Origin of the sequence: Streptomyces sp. KLMMK (assembly GCF_036961605.1) — a bacterium.
In the GTDB taxonomy this organism is placed as follows: Bacteria; Actinomycetota; Actinomycetes; order Streptomycetales; family Streptomycetaceae; genus Streptomyces; species Streptomyces telluris.
In genome coordinates, this window is record NZ_JBAMDC010000036.1 from 1 (window position 1) to 22,934 (window position 22,934).

20 protein-coding genes and 3 pseudogenes are annotated in these 22,934 nt (G+C 70.0%); 17 read left to right on the forward strand and 6 right to left on the reverse strand.

Annotated features, from left to right (window positions below; genetic code table 11):
- The first annotated feature begins 425 nt into the window (after positions 1-425).
- The 11 genes and pseudogenes from V7793_RS09700 (at position 426) to V7793_RS09750 (ending at position 13,630) form a co-directional block, all read left to right on the forward strand.
- Complete coding sequence (locus V7793_RS09700; RefSeq protein WP_336004365.1) at positions 426-1,259, forward strand: SAM-dependent methyltransferase; 834 nt, start codon at positions 426-428, stop codon at positions 1,257-1,259.
- Between the two features lie 281 nt (positions 1,260-1,540).
- The gene (locus V7793_RS09705) at positions 1,541-1,762 is read left to right on the forward strand and encodes a hypothetical protein (protein WP_336004367.1); all 222 of its coding nucleotides are present in this window, start codon (positions 1,541-1,543) and stop codon (positions 1,760-1,762) included.
- Positions 1,763-2,402: 640 nt separating this feature from the next.
- Positions 2,403-2,519 (forward strand): annotated as a pseudogene (locus V7793_RS09710) (O-acetyl-ADP-ribose deacetylase); the annotation flags it as partial.
- 341 nt (positions 2,520-2,860) lie between these two features.
- Positions 2,861-5,656: an AfsR/SARP family transcriptional regulator gene (locus tag V7793_RS09715; RefSeq protein WP_336004369.1), complete on the forward strand. Its 2,796-nt coding sequence runs from the start codon at positions 2,861-2,863 to the stop codon at positions 5,654-5,656.
- A gap of 500 nt (positions 5,657-6,156) precedes the next feature.
- Positions 6,157-6,819 (forward strand): DUF4232 domain-containing protein, encoded by a 663-nt coding sequence (locus V7793_RS09725; RefSeq protein ID WP_336004371.1) that lies wholly within the window; start codon positions 6,157-6,159, stop codon positions 6,817-6,819.
- Between the two features lie 538 nt (positions 6,820-7,357).
- Positions 7,358-8,092: pseudogene (locus tag V7793_RS38170) on the forward strand (zinc-dependent alcohol dehydrogenase); the annotation flags it as partial.
- Between the two features lie 232 nt (positions 8,093-8,324).
- Positions 8,325-9,254 (forward strand): metal ABC transporter solute-binding protein, Zn/Mn family, encoded by a 930-nt coding sequence (locus V7793_RS09730; protein WP_336004372.1) that lies wholly within the window; start codon positions 8,325-8,327, stop codon positions 9,252-9,254.
- A complete protein-coding gene (locus tag V7793_RS09735; RefSeq protein ID WP_336004373.1) occupies positions 9,251-10,147 on the forward strand; it encodes a metal ABC transporter ATP-binding protein in 897 nt (298 codons plus the stop codon). Before V7793_RS09730 ends, V7793_RS09735 begins: the two co-directional genes overlap by 4 nt.
- Positions 10,144-11,085, forward strand: a complete 942-nt coding sequence (locus tag V7793_RS09740) for a metal ABC transporter permease (RefSeq protein ID WP_336004376.1) — start codon at positions 10,144-10,146, stop codon at positions 11,083-11,085. The genes V7793_RS09735 and V7793_RS09740 overlap by 4 nt, the downstream gene beginning before the upstream one ends.
- A gap of 50 nt (positions 11,086-11,135) precedes the next feature.
- Positions 11,136-11,447, forward strand: coding sequence for a DUF1490 family protein (locus V7793_RS09745; protein ID WP_336004377.1), 312 nt, complete (start codon positions 11,136-11,138; stop codon positions 11,445-11,447).
- Between the two features lie 2 nt (positions 11,448-11,449).
- Positions 11,450-13,630, forward strand: a complete 2,181-nt coding sequence (locus V7793_RS09750) for a heavy metal translocating P-type ATPase (protein ID WP_336004379.1) — start codon at positions 11,450-11,452, stop codon at positions 13,628-13,630.
- 618 nt (positions 13,631-14,248) lie between these two features.
- Here V7793_RS09750 and V7793_RS09755 read toward each other — a convergent pair.
- Positions 14,249-15,088 (reverse strand): SDR family oxidoreductase, encoded by an 840-nt coding sequence (locus V7793_RS09755; protein WP_336004381.1) that lies wholly within the window; start codon positions 15,086-15,088, stop codon positions 14,249-14,251.
- Positions 15,089-15,180: 92 nt separating this feature from the next.
- Between V7793_RS09755 and V7793_RS09760 the strand changes: the two genes are divergently transcribed.
- Complete coding sequence (locus tag V7793_RS09760) at positions 15,181-15,573, forward strand: winged helix-turn-helix transcriptional regulator (RefSeq protein WP_336004384.1); 393 nt, start codon at positions 15,181-15,183, stop codon at positions 15,571-15,573.
- Positions 15,574-15,916: 343 nt separating this feature from the next.
- On the opposite strand, the gene V7793_RS09765 is transcribed toward V7793_RS09760, so the two are convergent.
- Positions 15,917-16,360, reverse strand: a complete 444-nt coding sequence (locus V7793_RS09765; RefSeq protein WP_336004386.1) for a hypothetical protein — start codon at positions 16,358-16,360, stop codon at positions 15,917-15,919.
- A 170-nt stretch (positions 16,361-16,530) separates the two neighbouring features.
- Between V7793_RS09765 and V7793_RS09770 the strand changes: the two genes are divergently transcribed.
- The 3 genes from V7793_RS09770 (at position 16,531) to V7793_RS09780 (ending at position 18,847) form a co-directional block, all read left to right on the forward strand.
- On the forward strand, positions 16,531-17,400 hold the full coding sequence (locus tag V7793_RS09770) for an IclR family transcriptional regulator (protein ID WP_336004432.1): 870 nt from the start codon (positions 16,531-16,533) through the stop codon (positions 17,398-17,400).
- Positions 17,401-17,505: 105 nt separating this feature from the next.
- A complete protein-coding gene (locus V7793_RS09775; protein ID WP_336004388.1) occupies positions 17,506-18,237 on the forward strand; it encodes an SDR family oxidoreductase in 732 nt (243 codons plus the stop codon).
- 118 nt (positions 18,238-18,355) lie between these two features.
- Positions 18,356-18,847, forward strand: coding sequence for a cupin domain-containing protein (locus V7793_RS09780; RefSeq protein ID WP_336004390.1), 492 nt, complete (start codon positions 18,356-18,358; stop codon positions 18,845-18,847).
- Between the two features lie 529 nt (positions 18,848-19,376).
- On the opposite strand, the pseudogene V7793_RS38175 reads toward V7793_RS09780, so the two are convergent.
- From V7793_RS38175 to V7793_RS09790, 3 genes and pseudogenes are all read right to left on the reverse strand, one after another.
- Positions 19,377-19,565, reverse strand: a pseudogene (locus V7793_RS38175) (LLM class flavin-dependent oxidoreductase); the annotation flags it as partial.
- 308 nt (positions 19,566-19,873) lie between these two features.
- Entirely contained in the window at positions 19,874-20,149 is a 276-nt protein-coding gene (locus V7793_RS09785) for a hypothetical protein (RefSeq protein WP_336004394.1), read from the reverse strand.
- A gap of 320 nt (positions 20,150-20,469) precedes the next feature.
- Positions 20,470-20,613: a hypothetical protein gene (locus V7793_RS09790; protein ID WP_336004396.1), complete on the reverse strand. Its 144-nt coding sequence runs from the start codon at positions 20,611-20,613 to the stop codon at positions 20,470-20,472.
- Positions 20,614-20,675: 62 nt separating this feature from the next.
- Between V7793_RS09790 and V7793_RS09795 the strand changes: the two genes are divergently transcribed.
- Together V7793_RS09795 and V7793_RS09800 are read left to right on the forward strand one after the other, a co-directional pair.
- Positions 20,676-20,900, forward strand: coding sequence for a hypothetical protein (locus tag V7793_RS09795; protein WP_336004399.1), 225 nt, complete (start codon positions 20,676-20,678; stop codon positions 20,898-20,900).
- Positions 20,897-21,508 carry a mycothiol-dependent nitroreductase Rv2466c family protein gene (locus V7793_RS09800; RefSeq protein WP_336004401.1) on the forward strand — a complete coding sequence of 204 codons (612 nt, stop codon included), beginning with the start codon at positions 20,897-20,899 and terminating at the stop codon, positions 21,506-21,508. Before V7793_RS09795 ends, V7793_RS09800 begins: the two co-directional genes overlap by 4 nt.
- A gap of 570 nt (positions 21,509-22,078) precedes the next feature.
- Here V7793_RS09800 and V7793_RS09805 read toward each other — a convergent pair.
- Entirely contained in the window at positions 22,079-22,519 is a 441-nt protein-coding gene (locus V7793_RS09805) for a hypothetical protein (protein WP_336004404.1), read from the reverse strand.
- Between the last annotated feature and the right edge of the window lie 415 nt (positions 22,520-22,934).

Below are 22,934 nucleotides of genomic sequence, written 5' to 3' on the forward strand. Positions count from 1 at the left end.
AATTTCCTCCCAAGGACGACGTAATCGCACGTAGTCGATCCAGGAGGCGCCTGATTCCGAAAACAACCCCTGCTTCCTGGACCGTTCGCCGATCTCATCACCATGGATAGTCCGTGTGTGCGCATGCCGGCAAGGGTATTGGGCGGGTGAACATGCTGAACATGCTGAACAAGTTGAGCAGGTTGAATTGCGCGCAGCTTTCCGGCATGCCGTGATGCAGGTGCGCGGGAGGAAAGGGCCTGGCGGGATCCAAGTCTGATGACTGCCGAATGTTGAATCCGTTGAATGTTCGACTCGCCGCTGTGGGGCGCGCCGAAGCGAGCTAGCCTGTGGTGACGTACCGGCGCTTGAAACGCGACTTGAGTGTTCTGTTCCATGGGATTGGATTTTGCTCTCGATGAGCGAGTCGATTGGAGCCGGAAGTCATGGGTATGAACAGCGGAAAATTCAACGAGGACATGCTGCCCTATCTTGATCAGGGCGAGCCCAGCATGGCGAGGGTCTACAACTGGCTCCTGGGAGGAGAATTCAACTTTGACTGTGACAGGGACCGGGCGAATGTCTTGATGAAGAAGATTCCGGGTGTCCGACACATGGTGAGGAGAAACCGCGAGTTCCTGGGACGGTCGGTCCACATCATGATGCTGCGGGGCATCAGGCAGTTCATCGACATCGGCTCCGGTCTACCTGATCAGGGAGCGACGCACGAGATCGTCCGGATGACTCATCCAGGTGTCCCCGTTGTCTATGTGGACAGAGACCCTGAAGTGGTGGGGTGCGGCCGCTCCATCATCCGGGGCGACGAGGCTGCGACCATTATCCAGGCCGATCTGACGGACCCTGCAAGTGTATTCGAGCATCCGGAACTCCTGAATCGGGTGGATTTCGGCAGGCCGGTCGGATTGGTCCTCGGTGCCGTACTGCATTTCATCCGGGATGACGAGGATGCCGGCCGAGTGGTGCACGGCATTCGCCTAATCCTTGCGCCGGGCAGCCACCTGTCCGTGTCGCACGCCGTGACGGATGGCATGTCCGGTGCGATGCTTGACCGCATTCGGGATGTGGACGCCGCGCTGACACCTCGGTCGAGGCATCAGTTGCTTTCCCTCTTCGCGGAGTTCGAGATCGTCCCGCCGGGGCTGGTACCGGTGCACCGTTGGCACCCCGATGTGTCGGTCGGCACGGAGTATATGCAGGGGGACGGTCCTGTGGGCGAGCTTGAAAAGCTCCTCCATGGCATCGTGTGCCGCCTTGGCTGATCGGGTCCGGCCGTGCGCCTTCACAGGGAACGTCGGATGCCGACGGATGCCGTCGGATGCCAGCGGCGGCTACGGGGCAGCCCTGTCTACGGCCTCGCCCACGCTTCACGTCATGGCGAGGGAAGTGAGGCGCACGTGGTGCCCCGGGGCGCCAGGCCCCCGCGCGCTGACCACGCGCCTTCGCGTGCGCCGGTCGTGCACCGGATTCCGCCCCTGTGACCCAGGTCCCCGGCAGGCTCACGGGGGGCGGACGAGCCGGCGAGGTCCGGGGCGCCTGCCTGATGCCCGGCATCGAGCTCGTCGAACTGGGAACCGACACCCCCAGCCCGGCCAGGGCGACGCGTGTACAGGAAAAGGCCCGCCACCGCGGCCTGCTGCTGGGTATCGCCGGCCTGTACGACCAGGTGATCCGACTGGCTCCACCGATGCCCCTGACCGACTCCGAAACCGACGAGGGTCTAAACGCCCTGGCCGAGGCACTCGCCACCACTTACGCCAAGTAATAACCGGCGGGCCCGGACATCGACGTCGGACACCGCACCGGGCGTGTACGTCCTGGTCTCGAACTCGCCAGATCAGCCCGGTGCTCAGGCCGGTGCGGACTGAGTGCATCATGGGGCTCCCTGCTGGCCCGTCATCGGGCCGCAAGTTGGCAAGGAGGGAGCGGGCCGGGTACGGCGGGGTGGATGAAGGCGTAGCGGCTGAGGAAGTTGATGTAGTTGTTGTCTGCTACGGGTTGGGGGTCGCCATGGGCAGCACCGCGGCTCACACACGCCAACCGAGCGGGGAATCACCTCATGTCTGACGTTGCCACCTCCCTCGCAGACCAGTACACGGCCCATGTCACTGCGGACATCTAGCGCGCCCCTCAGGAGCGCGAGCACGTCCGCACCGAAACCTCGGCATGGAGCAGCGTCTGGAGATGCTGGCAGCTGGCCACCCGCAGTTGCTGAGCCGCGAGCCACCCGAGCGGGGGAGCCGGCTGCACCGGCGGAGCCGTCACCAAGCGATGCCACGGGAGGGCCGAAGCCGGCAGGAGCGCGGGTGTGAAGGTGCCCCGGCCTCGTGCGTTCCAGCCGCCGGCGCGGGCACGGGGCAAGCGCCGGGGGACGAAGGCGGGCCAGTGGGAATCCCTGTGGGGTAGACGCGGCCCGCATCGCGGTCGGGACGGTGCGGCAGACGGAGACGTCCGTGGAAGAGGTTCGCTTCGTCCTCTTCGACGAGCGGGCGTATGAGGCCTTCGCGTCGCAGGCGAGCTGATGCACCTGTCCATCCGGGGCGTTTACTGATGCCCGAGCCTTACGTCCCATCGCCGGGGACACACCCTCCTTCACCTGCTGCGGCGTTCTTCTTGACGCACGGTGAGCCCGGGCAGCTTGGAGAGGCACCTGAGTGCTTCGCCCACGTCCCACCGGACCCGCTCCGGCATGCGCTGGTGATCAGCTTCTGCCTCGGGACTACTGGATCGTGCTGGAGGAATGCCGCGGGTTGACCCAGAGGAAGCCTGAGGAGCCCCGGCCCGCGGCGTAGGTGCGTCCGGGGCGTTCGGTGCTCCGGGATTCCGGCATCCTGGTTCTTTCTTACTAGGAGGCTTTGGATTCGTGGAATTCCGGTTGCTCGGCACGGTGGCGATGGGCACCGAGACCGGCGATGTACCGCTTGGCCCTGTCAAGCGGCGTAGCCTGCTCGCTGCCCTGTTGTTGAGGCCCAACTATCCGCTCTCGGTTGAGCAGCTGATGGCGGCTTTGTGGGATCACGAACCGCCGCTTCATGCCCGGGGGGTCATCCAGGGTCATGTGTCGAGGCTGCGGGCCTTGCTGGCGGCCGCCGGTGCCGGGGCGTATGGGGTTGGGCTGGTTACTCAGGGCGCGGGCTATGTCCTGCGGATGCCGGAGACGCTGCTGGACGCGTACCGTTTCGAGGAGCTGGTGTCTTCGGCCCGGGGGCAGCGTGCTCCGGCCGATGCCGTGGTGATGTATCAGGAGGCGTTGTCGCTGTGGCGGGGGTCCGCGCTGGCTGATGTGTATCCGAGTCCGCCGCTCCAGGCTGCCGCGCACGCGCTGGAGGAGCTCCGGCTGGCTTCGGTGGAGCAGCTGGCCTCCGGTTATACGCGATTGGGTGAGCATGCGCGGGCCGCCGCCGTGCTCCACGTGGAGGCGTGCGCCCATCCGCTGCGCGAATCGTTGTCGGCCGCGCTCATGGGGGCGCTCCAGAGGGCGGGGCGCCGCTCGGAGGCGCTGGACTGGTTCCATCGCACCCGGCGGTTGCTCGCTGACGAACTGGGCGTGGATCCGGGCCGGGAGCTGGCGGATGCCTACGCCTCGGCCTTGCGTGGCGGGGAGGGAGAGGTGGTCAAGGCTACCGCGGGGAACATGACGACGGCTGCTGCTGCGGCGGTTCCGGCTCTGGACCCGGACCCGGCTCCGGCCGGCACGACGTCTGCCTCGCAGCCAGTCCCTGTGCCGGCTGCCGTTCCTCATGCCGGTGTGCCTGATCTGCTGCCGCGCGCGCCGCGTGGTTTCCATGGGCGGGCGGCGGAGCTTGCCGCCTTGTCTCGGGCGGCCGCGGGCGAGGCGCCTGTGTGTCTGGTCACCGGGCCGGCCGGGGTGGGGAAGACGGCTCTGGTGCTGCATTGGGCACATCATGGCCGTGCTGGTTTTCCCGACGGGTGGCTCTACGCGGATCTGCGCGGCTTCAGTGACACGGGCGAGCCGGCTCTTATCGAGGTGCTGCGTGAGTTCCTGCCGGCGCTGGGTGTCGCGCAGCACCGGATACCGGAGTCGGCGAATGGGGCGGCCGCGCTGTTCCGGTCGCTCGCCGCTGATCGCCGGCTCCTGGTGGTGCTCGACAATGCGCGTGACTCCGAGCAGGTCAGGCCGCTCCTGCCGGGCGGTCCCCGCTGTGTCACGGTCGTCACCAGCAGACACCGGTTGCCGGGGCTGATCGTCACCGATGCTGCCCGGCCCGTGCCCGTGGACGTGCTCGGGCCGCAGGACGGCACGGCGCTCCTGGCCGGGGTGCTCGGCGCGGAGCGGGTGCTTGCGGAGCCGGTAGCCGCGCGACGGCTGGCTGAGCTGTGCGGCGGGCTGCCGCTCGCGCTTCGGGTGGCCGCTGCCCGGCTGGTGCAACGGCCCGGCTGGTCGCTGGGCGCGATGACCGCCGAGCTGTCCGACGAGACGCGCCGGCTGAGCCTGCTGGATGTGGAGGACACCGGCGTGCGAGCGGCGCTGCGCCTGACGCTGCAGCAGCTCCCGGGGCATGTTTCCCGTCAGTTCGCTCATCTGGGCCGCCACCCCGGCACGCATGTCGACCGGTATACGGCGGCGGCCCTGGCGGGCACGGACCCGGCGGCCGCCGAGGCCGCCCTGGAGCGGCTGGCCGTCGCGCACCTCGTCATGGAGACGGCGCCCGGCCGCTGGGCGCTGCATGATCTCGTACGGCTCTACGCGCGTGGCCTGGACGCCGGGCCCGAGGCGCTCAAGCGTGTGCTCGACCATTACATCGCCACGGCCCTCGCGGCCATGGCGGCGGCCGAGCCCGGCAACGAGGAGTGCTGCCCGCTGCCGGCGGATTTCCTGCCGCCCGCCGCCGTGCGGGAGTTCGGCGACCGGTCCGCCGCCGTGGCCTGGTACGCGGCCGAGAGGGACGACCTCACGCTGGCGGTGGCCGCAGCGCGCGCCGCCGCACTGCACAGCAGGGCCTGGCGGATCGTCTTGATGATGTGGCCGCTGATCGTGTGGCGCGTGCGGGACGGCTGGGTCCCGCTCTTGGAGGCCGGGCTCGAGGCGGCACGGGCCGACGCCGATCAGTACGGCGAGGCGCGGATACTGAACGTGCTCGGCTGGGCGCTGATCGAGGAAGGGCGCAGCACGGAGGCGCTGACCCGTCTGGAGGCCGCCTCCGCGCTCGCCTCCCGGGCGGGCGACCTGAACGCCGAAGCAAACGCGCTGCTCGTCCTGGCCATGGCACAAGCGGCACTCGGCGCCCCGGACGAGGCCGCCGAGGGATGCGAACGGGCGGTGGAACTGGCGCGCGAAGACGGCAACCGGACCGTCGAGCGACTGGCCCTGCAGCACCTCGCCCGCCACCGGGTCGACGCCGGGAAATGGCGCCCGGCCCTCGACACAGCGACCGAGGCCCTCGCCCTCGACGACCGGACGCCCACGGCCGACATCCCCCGGATACTGCTGCTCATGGCGAAGGGAGAAGCGCTCCTGGGGCTCGGCGACGAGGCCGGGGGCATCCGGCAGCTCGACCTGGCGGCCCGGGAAGCGGAGTCATCCGGCTACGAGGACGGCGCGGTACGGGCACTCGGCGCGCTGCTGCGCGTATCGGCCGACGAAGGGTTCCGGGCACGGTACGACGCGGCGCTGGCACGGCTCACAGCCCGGCCGTGACCATGCGCCGGCGGCACGGACGGGGCGGCCCCCCCATGCGATGGCCCATCGGGCGAACCCGCCTCAGGGGGGCTTCTCCGCCTTCAGCCCCACTCGCATGGCGCAGCCTCATAGCCTCCTCGCACTGTCGCAGGGCAGGTGATTCGTCGATCAGGCGCCAGACCGGGGCGGCGCTGTCCGCTGTTGTCGTACCAAGGCCCGGATCTCGCGGCGCAGCGCAGAGTGTGGTGCCTGCGCCGTCGGCCTGAGCAGGCACGTTACGGACGCCGACCGCGTCGTACCCGCGTTCCCGAAAAAAGAGCCGCAGGGCGGCGCCAGCGATCTTCTGACGGGTCGGTCGGTGGACGTTAGCGCCAGCGCAGCAGAACGTTAGTGGGCGTTAGCGTCAAGGCAGTAGAACGCCAGCGGCAGTGCCCAGACTCATGAGTGCCTGCAGTTCGGGCGCGGCTTGCCGGAGAGAACCAGGCGTTGCCGCACGCTCACCCCCCAAGGGAATTCCCATGCGCACGTTTCACACCCGCACCACCACCGTCCTCGCCGCCGCGGCCACCGCCGTGCTCGGTCTGACCCTCACCGCCTGCGGCGAGGACGGTTCCGGCAGAAAGGCCGCCGGACCGGCGGCCGGCACCTTCGCACCGGCGCCCTCGTCGGCCCAGTCCGCGAAGGGCACTGCCGGCGGGAAGAACGCCGACACTGCACAGGGCGCCGGGGCCGCGAAGGCCTCCACCGGTCAGGCGGCCGCGAGCACGCCCTTCTGTACCACCAAGAGCGTCTCCATCAGTGCCGCCTACCAGGGCGGGCCGCCTTACACCCGCATCGTTCTGACGGCGAAGAACACCTCGGGCCACAGCTGCAAGCTGAAGGGCTTCCCGGAGATCCAGTTCCTCGAGAGCCATCGGGAGAACGTGCCGTCGGTCGCCAAGAGCAAGCCTGCCACGCCCGTCGTGCTCACCGCCGGTGCCCCTGCCTATGCCGTGGTGAAGGTGTCGGACGGCGGGCGCACGGAGAACACCGAGCCCGTGACGGCCTTCTCCGTCACGCTCCAGGGAGGCGGCGGCATGGCCGCCGTGAAGGCTCCGGGCGGCGGCATCGCCGTCGACCCGGCGAAGTGGGCGACTGGCTACTGGACGCACGAGTTGCGCAACGGCGCCGACGACTTCTGAGCCGTCAGCCCCACTCGCCCGCTCCCATCGGCACCAGCACCAGCACCAGCACCAGCACCAGCACCAGCACTAAAGGCAGCCAGGCGCGTACCTTCCATCGACCGCGGTGTGGGTACGCCGGGACGGGCCCCGGTTCGATGGCTGGTGCGTCAATTTCCAGAGCCCATGCGCCGCACGCCGAGCGGATTCGACACTCTGGACCAGGAATTGGACATGTGGATCCCTGGCGACGGGTCACCGTACCGGTGGAAGGACGCCGACGACTTCGAGGAGCGGGTTCGCTCCGGGGGCTTCACCGCGGAAGAGGTGGCATCCGTGCGGACTGCTGCCGCCGAGGTCGCCGACCTCGTGGAGCGAGAGGCTGGTCGGTGGGAGGAGTGGCGCGAGTGGCGGGCGCCGGTCTCCTGGGAGGGTCCGGCGCCCGCTCGTCGCGCCGACGCCGCCTCAAACCCCACTGAAAATCAGCAAAGGTGGGTGCTCGGGGGAGATCCGGGGGTAGTCCCGGACGCTCCTCCCGTGCTGCGCGAGACGGCTTGGTGTGCCCCTTCCGTGCTCTCCCGGGCCTAGTGGCACGCCACCGGCCCTCGCCACCTACCGAGGCGCCCACCCGTACAAGACCGCACCGGTGGTCCTCGGCCACGAGTTGTGCGGTGTCGTGGAGCGGGCGGCGGGCGGCGGGCGGCGGGCGGCGGGCGGCTTCGCCGTCGGCGACCTGGTCTGCGCGGCGGCCTACGCGCAATGCGAGAGCTGCGACCGGTGCGCGCAGGGGCTGACCAACCTCTGCCGGAACAAGCGGAATCTGTGCCACCAAGGATGGGAGGGCTCCTTCGCGGAGTACGTGACGCTCCGGCCGAACATGACCTTCGTCCTGCCCGCCGGGCTGGACCCGGAGCTCGGTGCCCTCGTCGAGCCGCTCTCCATCGGCCTGCACGCCATCCGGCTCGCCGGGCCGGCGGAGGAGCGCACGATGCGTGTCATCGGCTCCGGCAACATCGGGCTGGCCTGCCTGATTGCTGCCCGCAGGCTCGGCTTCGGCCGGATCACCTGCACCGACGTCGGCCCGGAGAAGGGTGCCCGGGCCCTGGCGCTCGGCGCGGACGAGTATGTCTCCGCGCCCGGCCCCGGAACCATGGAGACGGACGTCGTCGTCGTGGCGTCGAGCCACCCGGGCGCGCTCGACGAGGCCGTCGGCGCCGTGCGCGCCGGCGGAACCGTGATCGTGGTCAGCTTCTTCGACGGCTCCGTTCCCCTGTCGGCCAATGCCGTCGTCGGCAGGGAACGCTCCGAAGGGCCGACGCACCAGGGCAGTGCCTGTCGGCTGCCTGTACCCGGAAGGCTCCAGACCAGGCAGCGTGACGCTCCTTGCCGAGCGGACCACGCTGCTTCGGGACGCGGCTCCGGGCCGCGGTACGTCCGCGTAGCGAGCGCTCCGGTGGAAGAGACGAATTCACGGAGCGACAATGAGGTGAAAACCGTTTCGGTTTCCTCGCTGCAGGAGGACGCGTATGCGAGTGTCCTCGGCTCGTCCCCCGATTCTCTTCGTGGCGCTCTGTGCGGTCTTGCTCCCGGGCTGCGACAGCTCGTCGGACGCGGGCGGAGAGCGCCGGAGCACCGCCCCCGCGTCGGCCGTGCGTGTGGTGGCGTCGACGAACGTGTACGGGGACATCGTCCGGCAGGTCGGGGGCGACAGGGTCGCTGTGGAGTCGATCATCAGCGATCCCGCTCAGGACCCGCATTCCTACGAAGCCAGTTCCCGGAACCAGCTGGCGCTGTCCAGGGCGCGGGTCGTCGTCGAGAACGGCGGCGGCTACGACGACTTCATCGGGAAGATGTTGCGCGCCGCGAACAACACGTCAGTCGATGTCGTCAACGTCGTACAGGTCTCAGGGAAGACCGCCCCGGCGGGCGGAGAGCTCAATGAGCACGTCTGGTACGACCTCCCCACGGCCGGACGGCTGGCCACCCGCCTCGCGGATGCGTTGACCAGGGCGGATCCGGCTGACGGTGCCTTCTTCCACCGGAACGCCGAGGCGTTCGGCGGCCGGCTGGCGTCCCTGGAGGCTGAGGAGGCGCGGATCAAGGCGGACCACCCCGGGACGGCCGTGGCCGTCACCGAGCCGGTGCCGCTGTACCTGACCGAGGCGAGCGGCCTGCGCGACATGACGCCCGCCGACTTCAGCGCGGCCGTCGAAGAGGGCACCGAGGTCCCGGCGAGCAGCATGCGGCAGATGCTCGACCTGTTCACCGGCAAGCGGGTGAAGGCGCTGGTCTACAACCAGCAGACGACCGGACCCCAGACGGAGAAGGTCAAGAAGGCCGCGGTGGACAACGGCATCCCGGTGGTGCCGGTCACCGAGACCCTGCCCCAGGGTCAGGACTACGTCAGCTGGATGAAGGCGAACATCGACGCGCTCAGGAAGGCACTGGGCCCATGAGAAGCCGTGCCGGGCCCACCAGGCCGCTCCTGGGCCAACGGCCCGCCGGGGAGACGGCCCTCCCCGCCGCGCCCGTGTTCAGCCTCCGGGACGCCGCCCTCGCCTACGGCGACCATGTGGTGTGGCGCGACCTGGACCTCGACCTGCGGCCCGGGGAGTTCCTCGCGGTGCTGGGCCCGAACGGTTCGGGCAAGACCAGCCTCCTGCGGGTCCTCCTGGGCCGGCAGCAGCTCGCCGAGGGCTCCGCGACCGTTCTCGGCGGGAACCCGTGCCGGAGCGGGCGGCGCATCGGGTACGTACCGCAACACGCCTCCCTGCCCGCCCACACCTCACTACGTGCGCGTGACCTGGTGCGGCTCGGCCTGGACGGGCACCGCTGGGGCCCGCGGCCCGCCGGCGCGGCGGCGCGGCGCCGGGTGGACGAGCTGCTGGCGGTCGTCGGGGCCACGCCGTACGCGGACGCGCCCGTCGCCCGTCTCTCCGGCGGAGAGCTGCAGTGCGTCCGCATCGCCCAGGCCCTCGCGGCCGACCCGCTGCTCCTGCTGTGCGACGAGCCGCTGCTCTCCCTGGACCTCAACCACCAGCGGACGGTCACCGCGCTGGTGGATCAGCGGCGCCGTTCCGCCGGCACCGCCGTCGTCTTCGTCACCCACGAGATCAACCCCGTCCTGGGCATGGCGGACCGGGTGCTGTACCTCGCGCAGGGCGGGTTCCGCATCGGCCCGCCGGACGAGGTGATGACCTCGGCCGCCCTCTCGCGGTTGTACGGCACCCGGGTCGACGTGGTGCGGGTGCGGGACCGGATCGTCGTCGTGGGGGCCCCGGACGAGAGCACCGTGCACAACCACACCATCGGTCACGGGAACGGTTCGAACAGCGGCGTGGCGTCATGAGCGGGTGCGCCGCCGCAGCCCTCACCCTCGGCCGGGCGGTCGCCGACGGCGACCGGGACGGCGGGGTGCTGCGGCAGATCTTCGGCTTCGACCACTACGGCGAGCTGCTCGCGCTCGCGCAGAGCTCTCTGCTGGCCGGTGCTCTGCTCGGCCTGGTCGGTGGCCTGACCGGAGTGTTCGTGATCATGCGCGATCTGCCGTTCGCCGTGCACGGCATCAGCGAGCTTTCCTTCGCCGGGGCCTCGGTGGCGCTGTTCCTGGGGCTGAACATCGTCGCCGGGTCGATCGTGGGGTCCCTGCTGGCAGCGGTGGCCATCGGCGTGCTGGGGGTCCGGGCCCGTGACCGCAACTCGGTGATCGGCATCATCATGCCGTTCGGCCTGGGACTGGGCGTGCTGTTCCTGTCCCTCTACAAGGGCCGCACGGCGAACAAGTTCGGCATCCTCACCGGCCAGATCATCGCCGTCGCCACCCCGCAGACGGCATGGCTGGCCGGCACGTCCGCGGTGGTGCTCGCCGCTCTGGCGCTCATGTGGCGGCCACTGACCTTCGCCAGCGCCGATCCGGAGGTGGCCGCTGCCCGCGGCGTGCCCGTGCGGGCCCTGTCCACAGTGTTCATGCTGGTCCTGGGCCTTGCGGTGGCGCTGTGCGTGCAGATCGTCGGAGCACTGCTTGTGCTCTCGCTCCTGGTCACCCCAGCCGCCGCCGCGGCGCGCCTCACGGCGTCCCCGGCGCTGCTCCCGCTGCTCAGCGTCGTCTTCGCGCTGGTGTCGATGGAGGGCGGGCTCCTGCTGGCCCTCGGCGGCACCGTTCCCGTCAGCCCTTACGTCACCACGATCTCCTTCGTGATCTACCTCGCCTGCCGTCTGCTGGGGCAGCGCCGGGGCCGCTGCCGCAGCGTCGCCTCGCACGCGCACGCCGAGCGGGCGCACACTTGACTGAGGGGACTCCGTCGGGCCGTCCGGCACGTACGGAAGGAGAGCACTCCATGCACCCTGTCGCTCTCGCGGGGGCCGCAGCCGGCCGCCTCGCGCATTACGCCGTCTCCGGCGTGATCGGCGGATTGATCATCCAAGGAGCCGCCAAACGGCTCCCGGAGGCCAAGCCCGCCGCCAGAAGGGCGCTCGTGGGAAGCCTGGCCGGCGGGATCGTCGCCGGCCGGTGGCTCGCGTCCGCCGCCGAGGAGGCACGGCTGAAGGCCGGGGACATGCTCGCCGAAGCCCGCACCACTCTGGGTGAGGAGGCGCCGCCGCCCTCCGCGGTCAGCACCGAGGACCACGACCACGGACACGAGCACTGATCATGCCCGGCGTGGTCGTACGCTCCGTGGCCGGAGGACGGGCCAGGCTGACCGTGCCCTGGTTGCGGACACGCCCCGGCAGCGCCGGCCAGGTCGACGAACGGCTGACCGGCCTCAGGGGCTTCCGCGCGCTGCGCGTCTTCCCGCGCACCGGAAGCGTCATCGTCTGGGTCGCCCCGGACCACCTCGACGTCGACCGCCTCGTGGCCGCCCTCGACGAGGCCCCACCCGCTTCCGCACCGGTCAAGGCCACCCGCTCCCTGCCCGACTCCTCCACCGGTGAGGTCGCCCGGCTGGTCGTCGGCGGGGCGGTTCTCGCACTCATCGCGCTGCGCCGCCTCCTGCGCCGGCCCCGCCTGTCGGTCGGCTCCTCCGGATTCGCCGCCGCCGTCACCGTCTTCACCGGCCTCCCCTTCTTCCGGGGCGCCCTGCGCTCACTGCGCGGCCGCAGCTCGCCCGGCACCGACACCCTGGTCACGGCCGCGACACTCATCTCCCTGGTGCTGCGCGAGAACGTGGTCGCCCTCACCGTGCTGTGGCTCCTCAACATCGGCGAGTTCCTCCAGACCCTCACCCTGCGCCGCACCCGGCGCGCCATCGAGGAGCTGCTGACCATCGGCGAGGAACGCGTGTGGCTCGTGCGGGACGGCGTGGAGGTCGAAGTGGCCCTTGAGAACGTCGAACCGGGGGACGACGTCGCCGTGTACGAGCACCACCGCATCCCCGTGGACGGACACGTCCTGTCCGGGGAGGCCCTGGTGGACCAGGCCGCCGTCACGGGCGAGGCCCTGCCCGTCTACGCCCGCACAGGCTCCCACGTCTACGCCGGCACCATCCTCGCGTCCGGCTCGCTCATCGTGCGCGCCACCTCGGTGGGGCGGGACACCACCGTGGGCCGGATCATCAGCCGCGTCGAGGAAGCCCAGACGGACCGGGCCCCCATCCAGACCGTCGCCACCCGCTTCACCAGGCGGTTCGTCCCCGTCTCCTTCGCCCTGGCCGCCCTGACCTACGGTGTCACCCGCGACGCCCGGCGCGCGATGACGATGCTGCTCATCGCCTGCCCCTGCGCCGCGGGACTGGCCACGCCGACCGCCATCAGCGCCGCCATCGGCAACGGAGCCCGCCGCGGCACCCTCATCAAGGGCGGCACCCATCTGGAGGGCATCGGACGCGTCACTACCGTCGTCTTCGACAAGACCGGCACCCTCACCTTCGGCAAGCCGCTGGTCACCAGCGTGGTGACCCTCAGCGAGAGGTTCAGCGCCGACGAAGTACTGAGCCTGGCCGCTTCCGGGGAACTGCACGCCATGCACCCCCTGGCCCAGGCCATCGTCGCGCGAACCGAGGAGGAACGCCTCCACATCCCCATCCACCAGGCGTGTGAGGTGGTCCTCGGCATGGGCATGCGCGCCGAACTCGACGGAACGCGCCTGCTGGTCGGCAGCCCCGCCCTGCTGCGGCGGCACGGCGTGGAGCTGACGGAGAACGCCCGCGGCTGGACCGAACGGCTGCGCGGCGGCGGTGAGACCGTCATCTGCCTGGCCCACGACGACGACCTGATCGGCCTGCTCGGCGTGTCCGACGCCGTACGCGACGGCGCCGAAACCGTCATCGGCCAGCTGCGTGACCTCGGTGTCGGCCGCCTGATCCTGCTCACCGGCGACGCGCCGGAGACCGCGCAAGTCGTCGCCGACGCCCTCGGCATCACCGAAGTCCACGCCCACGCCCTGCCGGAAGGAAAGCTCCAGCTGATCCGCGACCTGCAGGCCGAAGGCCACACGGTGGCGATGGTGGGCGACGGCACCAACGACGCCCCCGCCCTGGCCCTCGCCGACGTCGGCATCGCCATGGGCGAACACTCCTCGCACGTCGCCCTGGAAACCGCCGACATCGCCCTCGCCGGCAACGACCTGCGCCAGGTCGCCGCCGTCGTCGAACTCAGCCGCCACACCCTCCGTCTCGTGCGCCAGAACTACGGACTGGCCATCGGCGTCAACCTCGCAGGCCTGCTCGCCGGCGCGGGCGGCACCATCAACCCCGTCCTCGCCGCCCTGCTGCACAACACCAGCAGCATCGCCGTCGTCGCCAACTCCGCCCGCCTGGTCAACCACACCCCGCACCTGCCCCCGGTCCGCGGTGAACTGCGGGCCGCGCCGTTCGAGGAGCGCCGCGTTCGGTGACTGTGACTCAGCAGGGCCCTTCCGACAGAACAACCGGGCGCTCCGGGCCTCAAGTCCGGCCATGCCTCCAGCTGAAACATGACGCGGTCGGCCACCTTCATCACCTCAGCTTCATGTGCAAGTTCCTTGCAGGACAGCCAGGCGCATCCCATATCGGCCATGGATGAATAGGGCGCGTGTGGCGGTGCGGACACGGGGCCCGGTCAGGAAGCCGAGTGCGCGCAACGTGCCGGGCACGCGGTTGACGCCGCCCATGACGATCCGGTTCAGAACGTGCTGGGTGCCGGCGCGGCCGGAGGTGTGGTGCCCGGGGCGAGGTGGTGGTGGCTGGTGCCGCCGTCTCGGTCATCGCCCACTCCGAGCAGAGTCAACCGGCCGCGTATATCCCCGCCGTGGTCGCCATGGCCCCTGCCATCACCCACGCTATGAACACCGAAACCGTTGGCGGGCCGTTGCGCACAGTGTCTCCGTCGCATCAGAGGGCCCGCCCCGCACGAGGTCAGTGATCTGGAGTTTCGGTCCCGGGCATGGCGCCAACGTCAACTTCGGATCAGGTTCCTCGACTGCTGGCAGTGGATCGTCGAACACGCCGAGCAGTTCCGGCGGCGCTGATCAGTCTCAGCGGAACGCGGCGATATTGCGGGCGGCCCAGTCGGCGAACGGGCGCGGAGGGCGGCCGAGGACCCGTTGGACGTCGGGGCTGAGGCGTAGTTCGGCCGGGTTCGGGGAGCCGAGGATGTCCAAAGTGTCCTCGGCGAGCTCCGCCGGCATGCTCCGGGTCATGGCGGCCTTGGCCTCGTCGCGGGTGAGGTCGTGAAACCGTACGGGCGAGTCCAGCGCGGCGGCGATGGCCTCCGCCTGCTGGCGGGGGGTGATCACTTCCGGGCCTGTGAGCTCGTACACGCCGCCGGTGTGCCGGTCGTCCAGCAGGCAGGCCGCCGCGGTCTCGGCGATGTCCGCCGGGTCGATGATCGGCACCCCGACGTCGCCGAAGGGCGCGGCGACGACCTGCCGGGCGCGGATGGACTCGGCCCACCACAGGGCGTTGGAGGCGAAGCCGCCCGGCCGCAGGATGGCCCACTCCAGGCCGGATTCCCGCAGCACGTCCTCCAGTTCGCGCATCGCGATCCGCGTCGGGCCGAAGGGCCTGGTCGCCACGCCCTGGGTGGAGAGCAGGACGACCCGGCGGACCCCGCCGGCCGCGGCTTCGCCGATGATGAAGGCCGGGCCGGCTCCGGCGGCGTGCAGGTCGCCGGACAGCAGCAGGAACAGCGCCTTCGCCCCGGCCAGCGCGGGCTCGAGACTGCCCGGCTCGGCAAGGTCGGCCGCCATGTGGCGGACGCCGTCCGGCAGTGCAGCCGCGTGCCGTGACACCGCCGTCACCTGCTGGCCTGCCTCGGCCAGAGCCCGCGTCAACGGCCGTCCCACGTTCCCGGTAGCCCCGGTCACCACGATCATGATCAGCTCCTTGTCCGATGTCCTCGGTGGGCCTTCACGCTAGGAGCCGGGCTAACTCTTGGTAAGGACATACCTTGACGTAAGCTCATCACGTGGCGGAAGGCGCGCAGTTCATACAGGCCGAGACGGGTCAGCGGTATGAGGTGTTTCACACCGACTGCCCCGCGCGCGATGTGGTCGATCACGTGACCAGCAGGTGGGGCATCTGGGTGCTGATCTCCTTGCGGAGCAACGACCTTCGGTTCTACGAGCTGCGCGAGAGCATCCAGGGCATCAGCGAGAAGATGCTCGCCCAGACCCTGCGCGCGCTGGTCCAGGACGGTCTGATCTGGCGGGAGGTCGAGCCGACGACGCCGCCCCGAGTCACCTACGGGCTGACCGAGTTCGGGCGGGACATCGGCGAGCCCCTGACGGAGTTGTTCGACCGGATCACACGGCGACTGCCGCCGCGCAACGCGGGAGAGCACGGTACTGGCCGACAATGAAAGCGCCTCCAGCGTGACCGAGCACCCCACGACCGGAGGACCGCCTGGTCCGGCTGGTCCGCCAGGAGGAGGGCTTACGCCACGCGCAGCTCGCGCCGAGGCGTCCCGGGCGGCCGAGTCCGACATCGCGCAGTCGAGGACCGGCAGATCGCGCCGGCCGAGCCGCCGGCAGATCACGTCGGCCGAGCCGCCGACCGTCTGACGGCTATCGCGTACGCGCGACTCGAAATCACCACAGCGATCCGGGAGAACCGGCGAAGGCGCAGGGGTCCGGTCGTTCGTCCGGCGCGGCCGGTGCGCACCAGCCCCGGCGGTGCGGGGGCTGATGCGCCGCAGGGCGATGTCACCAGCGGGTGATGCCCATGGTCTTCGCCGCGTCGTGGATCGCTATGTAGTGGTAGGGCGACATGCCCGACTGCTTCAGCGGAAGGTTCTTGTCGTCGTGCCGGAACTCGTCCCGTGCGCAGGCCAGCAGTTGGGCGCCGTACCTGGCCGGCACGCTGCTCTTGCCGTGGACGACGTGCGACTTGGCCGCATACATGCTGCCGGCCTTCGCCAGGATGCTCCGGGCCTGGTTGTACGCGGCAGGACTGATCTGGGCGGGGTTCGCCGTGCGCGGGCGCAGCACGCGACGGCCGTCCTGGACGGAGTTTACCTTGTCCGGGCCGGCCCCCGGATGGTCGCTCTTGGCGGCGGGGGCGCCGGCGGCGCCCGCCGTGGGGACGGCTACGGCGAGGGCCGCGGCTGCTGCCGCGGCGGCCAGTCCGGCACGCTTGGCCAACTTCATGACTGTACGTCCTTCTCTTGTCGGTGATCGTCGCGCGAGGCCCGACGAGCCTTCTCGTGTTCCGATGCCTGAAGGGCGTCGCCCGACGCGGATGATGCTCGCGGGTCTGTCGGTGGCCGGCCACCCCTGGTTCCATTGAGTGAACCCGTCCGGTGCGATCCGTGGAGCTCATGGTGAACAGCTCGCACGACGACAGCGGCACGAACGAGGAACGGCCCCGCGTCCGCGGACGCCGCCCGGCTCCCGGCGAACCCCTCCTGGACCGGGCCTTCCGTGTGCTCACCTGTTTCGGGCCGGACACACCGGTGCTGTCCCTCACAGCCCTGGCCGCGCGGGCGAACCTGCCCAAGGCCACCGCGCTGCGCATCGCCCGCCGGCTCACCGAGCACGGCGCGCTGGAACGCACCGGCTCCGGTCACTACACGATCGGCTTGCGGCTGCTGGAGATCGCCTCGGTAGCACCGCGCGGACACGGCCTGCGCACGATCGCCCTGCCCTACCTGCAAGACCTCCGGCACGCCACACGCCAGCACGTGCAGCTGGTCGTGCGCGAGGGCCTGGAATGCGTCCTGGTCGAGCGGCTGTCCGCACATGATGCCCAGCGGGTGATGTACCGGGTCGGCGGCCGGATGCCGCTGCACGCCACCGCTCCCGGACTCGTCCTGCTCGCCTTCGCCCCCACCCGGGTACAAGAGGACTTCCTCACCACCGACCGGCCGGCCGGAGAGGACGACCAGAACGCAACGGCCGAGGCGTTGCGGCCCCGGCTCGCGGCCATCCGCCGCGACCGCTACGCGGTCTTCTCACGCCCCCAATGGGGCACCCTCATGACCGGCGTCTCCGCACCCATCCTCGACCGCCACCACGCCACCATCGCCGCCATCTCGGTCATCACCCCCTCCGAACAGAGCCGACCCGCCGCGCACATTCCCGCCGTAGTCGCCGTGGCACGCGCCATCACCCGCGCCATGGCCACCGAAACCGTTGACCTCTCGCGCGACGCGGCCGCGCCCGGTGACACCGGCTGCACCCACCGGTAATACAGCCAGGCACCTTGACAGACTGAACGCCGGGTCTGATTCCCGCCAGCGCCGGTGATCGCCTTTTCGTTTCATTGAATCAGCAACCAATGACGAGGAGGGCTCATGAACGGCAAGGTGGTCCTGGTGACGGGTGGCAGCCGGGGTATCGGCGCGGCGATCGCACTGGCCATGGCCGAGGCGGGAGCCGATGTGGCCATCACCTACACGGCCGACGAGGCTGCGGCCAAGGAAGTGGTCCGCAGGGTCGAGGCGATCGGCCGGCGAGGCGTCGCCGTCAGGGCGGACGCGGGCGACGTCGGTGATGCGGCGGGCGCCGTGGACTGGGCGGTGCAGGCACTCGGCCGGCTCGACGTGCTGGTCAACAACGCGGGTGCGGGCGTCCTGGGCCCGCTCGCCGACCTGACGCCGGCCGACGTCGACCGCGTGCTCGCGGTCAACGTCCGAGGTGCCTTCCTCGCCTCGCAGGCCGCAGCGGGCCACATGGGCCGGGGAGGCCGGATCATCACCATCGGCACCTGCATGACCCAGCGGGTACCCGGCCCCGGCGGAACGCTCTACGCGATGAGCAAGTCGGCGCTGACCGGGCTCACCAAGGCCCTCGCCCGGGAACTCGGCGGACGGGGCATCACCGCCAACATCGTCCACCCCGGGCCGGTCGACACCGACATGAACCCGGCCGACGGGCCCCACGCGGACGCCCAGGCCGCGATGACGGCCCTCGGCCGGTTCGGCCGTCCGGAGGAGGTCGCGGCCATGGTCACCTACCTCGCCGGAGACGGGGCCGATTACATCACCGGAGCCGAGTTCTCCGTCGACGGCGGCCACGCCGCCTGACCGGCCCGGACAGCCGTGCCCTGTGCCTCTCGTCGCCGGGAACAAGGCGATGAGAGGCACAGGGCTTCGACCGTGGAAGGCCGCCTCCTCCAGGGGTGGCCCCCACCAAGGAGTCCTGATGGAAACCGGGAACAAGACCGGGCTGATCGTGCGGCCCGAGGAAGCCGAGCATGTAGCGCTGCCGCACGGCGGAGGCTTCCGGCTGCTGGCCGACGCCGGCGATACCGGCGGGGCGCTGGGCGCCAACCGCCTTACTCTCGGTGAGGGCGCCGATGACGCACGGCCGCATTACCAAGCGCTGTCGACGGAGCTCTTCTACGTGCTCCATGGGAGGGTGGAGTTCCTTGTCGGCGATGAGAGGGCGTCGGTGGGGCAGGGCGGCCTGGCCATCGTGCCGCCGAAAGTGACGCATGCCTTCGGCGCCGCTGCCGGCTGCCCCGCCGAGCTCCTCGCGGTCCTGACGCCGGGTGTCGACCGCTTCGGATACTTCCGGGCGCTGGGCCGTATCCAGCACGGCCTGGACTCCTTCGACAGCCTGCTGCCCGAACAGGTCCGCTACGACGTGCACTTCGTCGATGCGACAGCCTGGCGCTCCACCCGGACCGCGTAGCGGCTCGGCTGGGCAGGGCCCGGGTTCTCCTCGTCGTTGGTGCCGGCCGGTCGTCGACGGTGCAGATGCTAGAGCCCAGGTTCTCGTACCCCAGGTCCGGAAGCAGAGTGCGGCGGTTGGGCAGAGCAGCTGCTGCCGTGGTGCGAGTCGGCGCGGTGGTGTGCGAGCGGTCCGGGCCCAGCACGCACAGCTGGGTGACGGCCAGGAGCGCGGTGGGGCCGAGCGTCGCTCTGGAGTTGCCGGTGTGTTCGACCGGCATGCCCAACGGGTTAGCGCCCCAGGCTCGTTCGGCGACGAGCGCGAGCATGCCGGGGTCCAGGTCCGTGAGTACACGGTGGGGTGAGGGGCCCGCAGCCGGTGGCCCGAACGGGGCGGTGTCCAGCGCGTCGAGGTAGGCGCGCATGGTGGGCAGTGGGAGGCCGAAGCGGTGGCCGCGGATATCTTCGGCGATGCTGGGGTGGGTGGCCGTCCCACAGGCCGAGCAGGAAGCGTCCGGGGAATGCCTCCCAAGGGCGCGCTGTGCGGCGGCGGTCGTCACCGGGTAGCGCGTGTAGATGCCCATGCTGCCCGCTGCCACCACGATTCGACGAGTCTGCGACAGCAGCATCCCGGCCTGCGCCATCGCTTCCCGCCCCGTCGTCTCGGGGAACCAAAAGGTGCCGAAGCCGAGCTCCTCGATCGTGGTCACGGCCTCGCGGACCCTTGACTCATTCACCATGCTGCTTCACGGATGGGCGGAGGTCATCATCGAAGCCCGCCGTCGCGGATGGAGGCCGACAGGGTTGCCGTTCTGAACAACCGTCACCGTTCTGGGCGGAACGTCAGCTGTCCGGGCGTCGGCGCCGAACGCAGCCGGGCCGCGGCCTCCCGCAGCACCTTGCTCCACGCGCGCTTGACCTGGCCCCGCAGGCAGTGAAGCCACCTTGGGGGCCGACTCCACGCACGCCGGACAGCCGCCGGGGGAGGGAGGAGGAGAGAGCGCTGTCTTGCGGGGCTGCGCCTTGAGGCCCCGGCTCCGGCGCCGGGCTACGCGTGCCGCATGACGTTGTAGATCGTGTGGGAGACGGGTGCCGGGTGCGGGGTTTCGTGCCAGCCGATTTCCTCGGCTCGCTGCTCGATCGCCCTTCCTGCGGCTTGAGCTGCGGCTTCGTCTTCGAAGAAGGCGACGGACAGTCCGTTGCCTGTCGTGGGATCGATGAGGTGATAGGTGCTGTGGACACCGGGCACCGTAGCGGTGGCCTCCAGCACCCAGTCTCGGTCATCTGTCGGCATCGGTTCCCAGACGGCCACCCTTGCAATCATTATCGTCTCCTTTGTCTGGTTGTTAGGTATCCAGGATGAGACAACCGCAGGTGACACCGCTCAGCTGTCGGCGGCACGGACACGGTGTCCTGTGACAACTCAGGTTGACCGGTGCCCAGTTTAAGTGGTGCAGATCACTTCGGCGGTCGCCACTCTGAGTGGTGATGCACTCAAAACGGTGTACTCCACAGAGTGCTTCTGGGATCCCATGCGCTTCGGTTCCCGCCCAGGTACCGCCGTGCCTCGCAAGCGCGCCGCGAGGCAGCGCCGCCGGGTACCGCCTCTGACGATGCGTCGGCCAAGTGCAAGTCGGCACGTGCTCATCGTCGCCATGCCGCGACGGCTGAGGCCGCGGGGTGCAGGGTGCGGGCCAGGTCGAGCATCCGCAGGGCGTCGTGCCGCTCGGTTGACTGGTCGACCAGGTGCAGCGTCTGTCGGGCACCCGCAACCTGTTCCTCGGGCACACCACCTAGGTGCCACCGCGGGTCGGTACCCGGAGCCTGACCTGCCTGCACCGCGCGACCCGGTGATCGAACTCATCCGTCGCGAGCAGGCCGAGGGCGTGCTCGATGACCGGCTCTCCGTCGAATGGGTGCAGCAAGTACTATGGGGCGTGTCCTACACCGCCTTCGAACAAGTCGAGCAAGGCGCTCTCGCCGAGTTCGACGTTGCCGCGACCGTGACCCGGACCCTGGAACAGGGCATCACCGTCCAGAGCGGCGACCGCGCAGAAGCGGCACAGCAGTCATGACGGGCGGCAGTGCGGAAGCGAACACGGGCTGGAGCGTCGACTTCTGGCTCGACCCCGCCTGCCCGCTCACCCGCCACACCGCACGCTGGATCGCCCAAGTCGCCGACGAGATGCCCCTTCAGGTGCATTGGCGCGTGATGAGCCTGTCAGTGCTCAATGAACACCGCGACGACGACCCGGAAGGCGACCGGCACGGCTTCCTGTGGATCCCCGCCCGCGTCGCCGCAGCCGTCCAGACAGAGCACGGGCATGCCGCGCTCGGTGCCTTCTACGACGCGCTGTGGACCGAGCCTGATGGCACCGAGCGCGAATGGATCGGCGACATCGGTGAAGCACTGCACCGCAGTGACCTTCCCGTTGAACTCGCCGAGGTCGGCACCTCCACCGACTACGACCAGGCCCTACGAGCCTCCCACCACGCCGGCATCGACCGCATCGACGCCCGGATCGGCACCCCCATCCTGGTCATCACCACGCCGCAAGGCGCCGAAAGGGCCGTGTTCGGACCCGTGCTGCACGAGGTCCCGGACAGTCATGACTCGCTCCATCTCTGGAATGCGCTGATCGGCCTTGTCTCAGTATCCGCTTTCCATGAACTGAAAGCTTAGGCAATCCAAGTCAGCCCCCGAGCCTCCTCACCGACCGGGTCAACAACGCCCTGACCGCAACACCTACCGATCGCGCCACATCTCCCCTGCGTCGATCGGTCAGGCTGCTTGACCGAGGCCCTCACCGGTCAGGTCCTCCTCGTGAAGCTGTGTGAAATCCACGTTCAGCTTCGGGACCTGCGCCTCGACCGGATGCCGAGTTGAACACTCCGCCTTGTCCGTCGCTGCTGTCACCCGTCGCCGCTGTCACCCGTCGTCGAAGCGGCGGATCGGATCGGAGGGGAGAGGTAACGGGAATGTGTTGCAAGCGAAGGTGGCGGGACGGCCTGAGCATCGCAGCCCGGGTCAAGGCGGTGCGCGCACTCTTGGACCGAGTCTGGCCACGGCTGGAAGCCGACGCCGAGCCGCACGTCGTGGGGCGCTGGCACTGAGCGCGGACAGTACGCGTCACTCTCCTGCGTACCGTCCGGTGGGTGCGCTCCTTGCCAGGTCGGGTTGCCTCGTCGGAATGAGCTGAGGCCGGGGCGCCGGGCTGTCGCGCCGGGCGGCGCGGCTTTCGTACTCACGTTCTCACCGGTCGGCCGCCTGATGGCCGGTTCGGGCCGGAGTGCGCGGGGAGGGCCGGATACCGATCAGGACGTGGACTGCGTGCGGTCGAGATCCGTTTACTCGGGTCGACGGGCCGATGACTGCTTGATCGGCCACCACCTCAGGACGCGGCAACAACAACCACGGTGGTGGATCACCACCGTGGTCGCCCTCCTGACCGGCCTGGCGGCACTGGCCACCAACAGTGATGCTGACGGCCCCCGCGGCGCAGGCCGTGAACAACGACGGCAGTTCGCCGTTCGCCACGTACAACATGCACGGCTCGGACAACGGCCAGACCTGACGTTCGGAGATCGAGCCACTGGCCGCGAACCACGCGGTGGTGACGCTGCAGGAGGTGGGCGCCGGGCCACCCATGCCGGTGAACGAGCCCCGGGAGAACTTCCGGTAGATCCGGTTCACTCCGAACCGCGATCACCCCCAGCCCAGTTCCGTCACGCTCGCCGCCTGGCCGAAGGGCAACGGCGCCACCCGTTACGTGTACTACCTGCAGCCCGACCCTCGCCGGATCGGCGTTACGGACGAGGACACGTGGGACGGCGGGCAGATGAACCTGGCGACGGTCACCGATTTCCGGGCCGATGAGGTCCGCGTGCTCGAGAACCCGAGCTACGACCCTGGCCCGGACGCCCCGAACAACCGTTACCGGGCGCGTCCCCTGCTCGGCCTGCGGTTCGGGAACACCTGGTACTGGAACACGCACGCCCGCGCCGAGGACGCGGTGCGGCGGGGCACTCGCCCCGGGCTGATCGACCAGGTCCGTGACTTCGCGGCCAGGGACTGCCGGAACTGGGTCCTGGTCGGCGACTTCAACGTG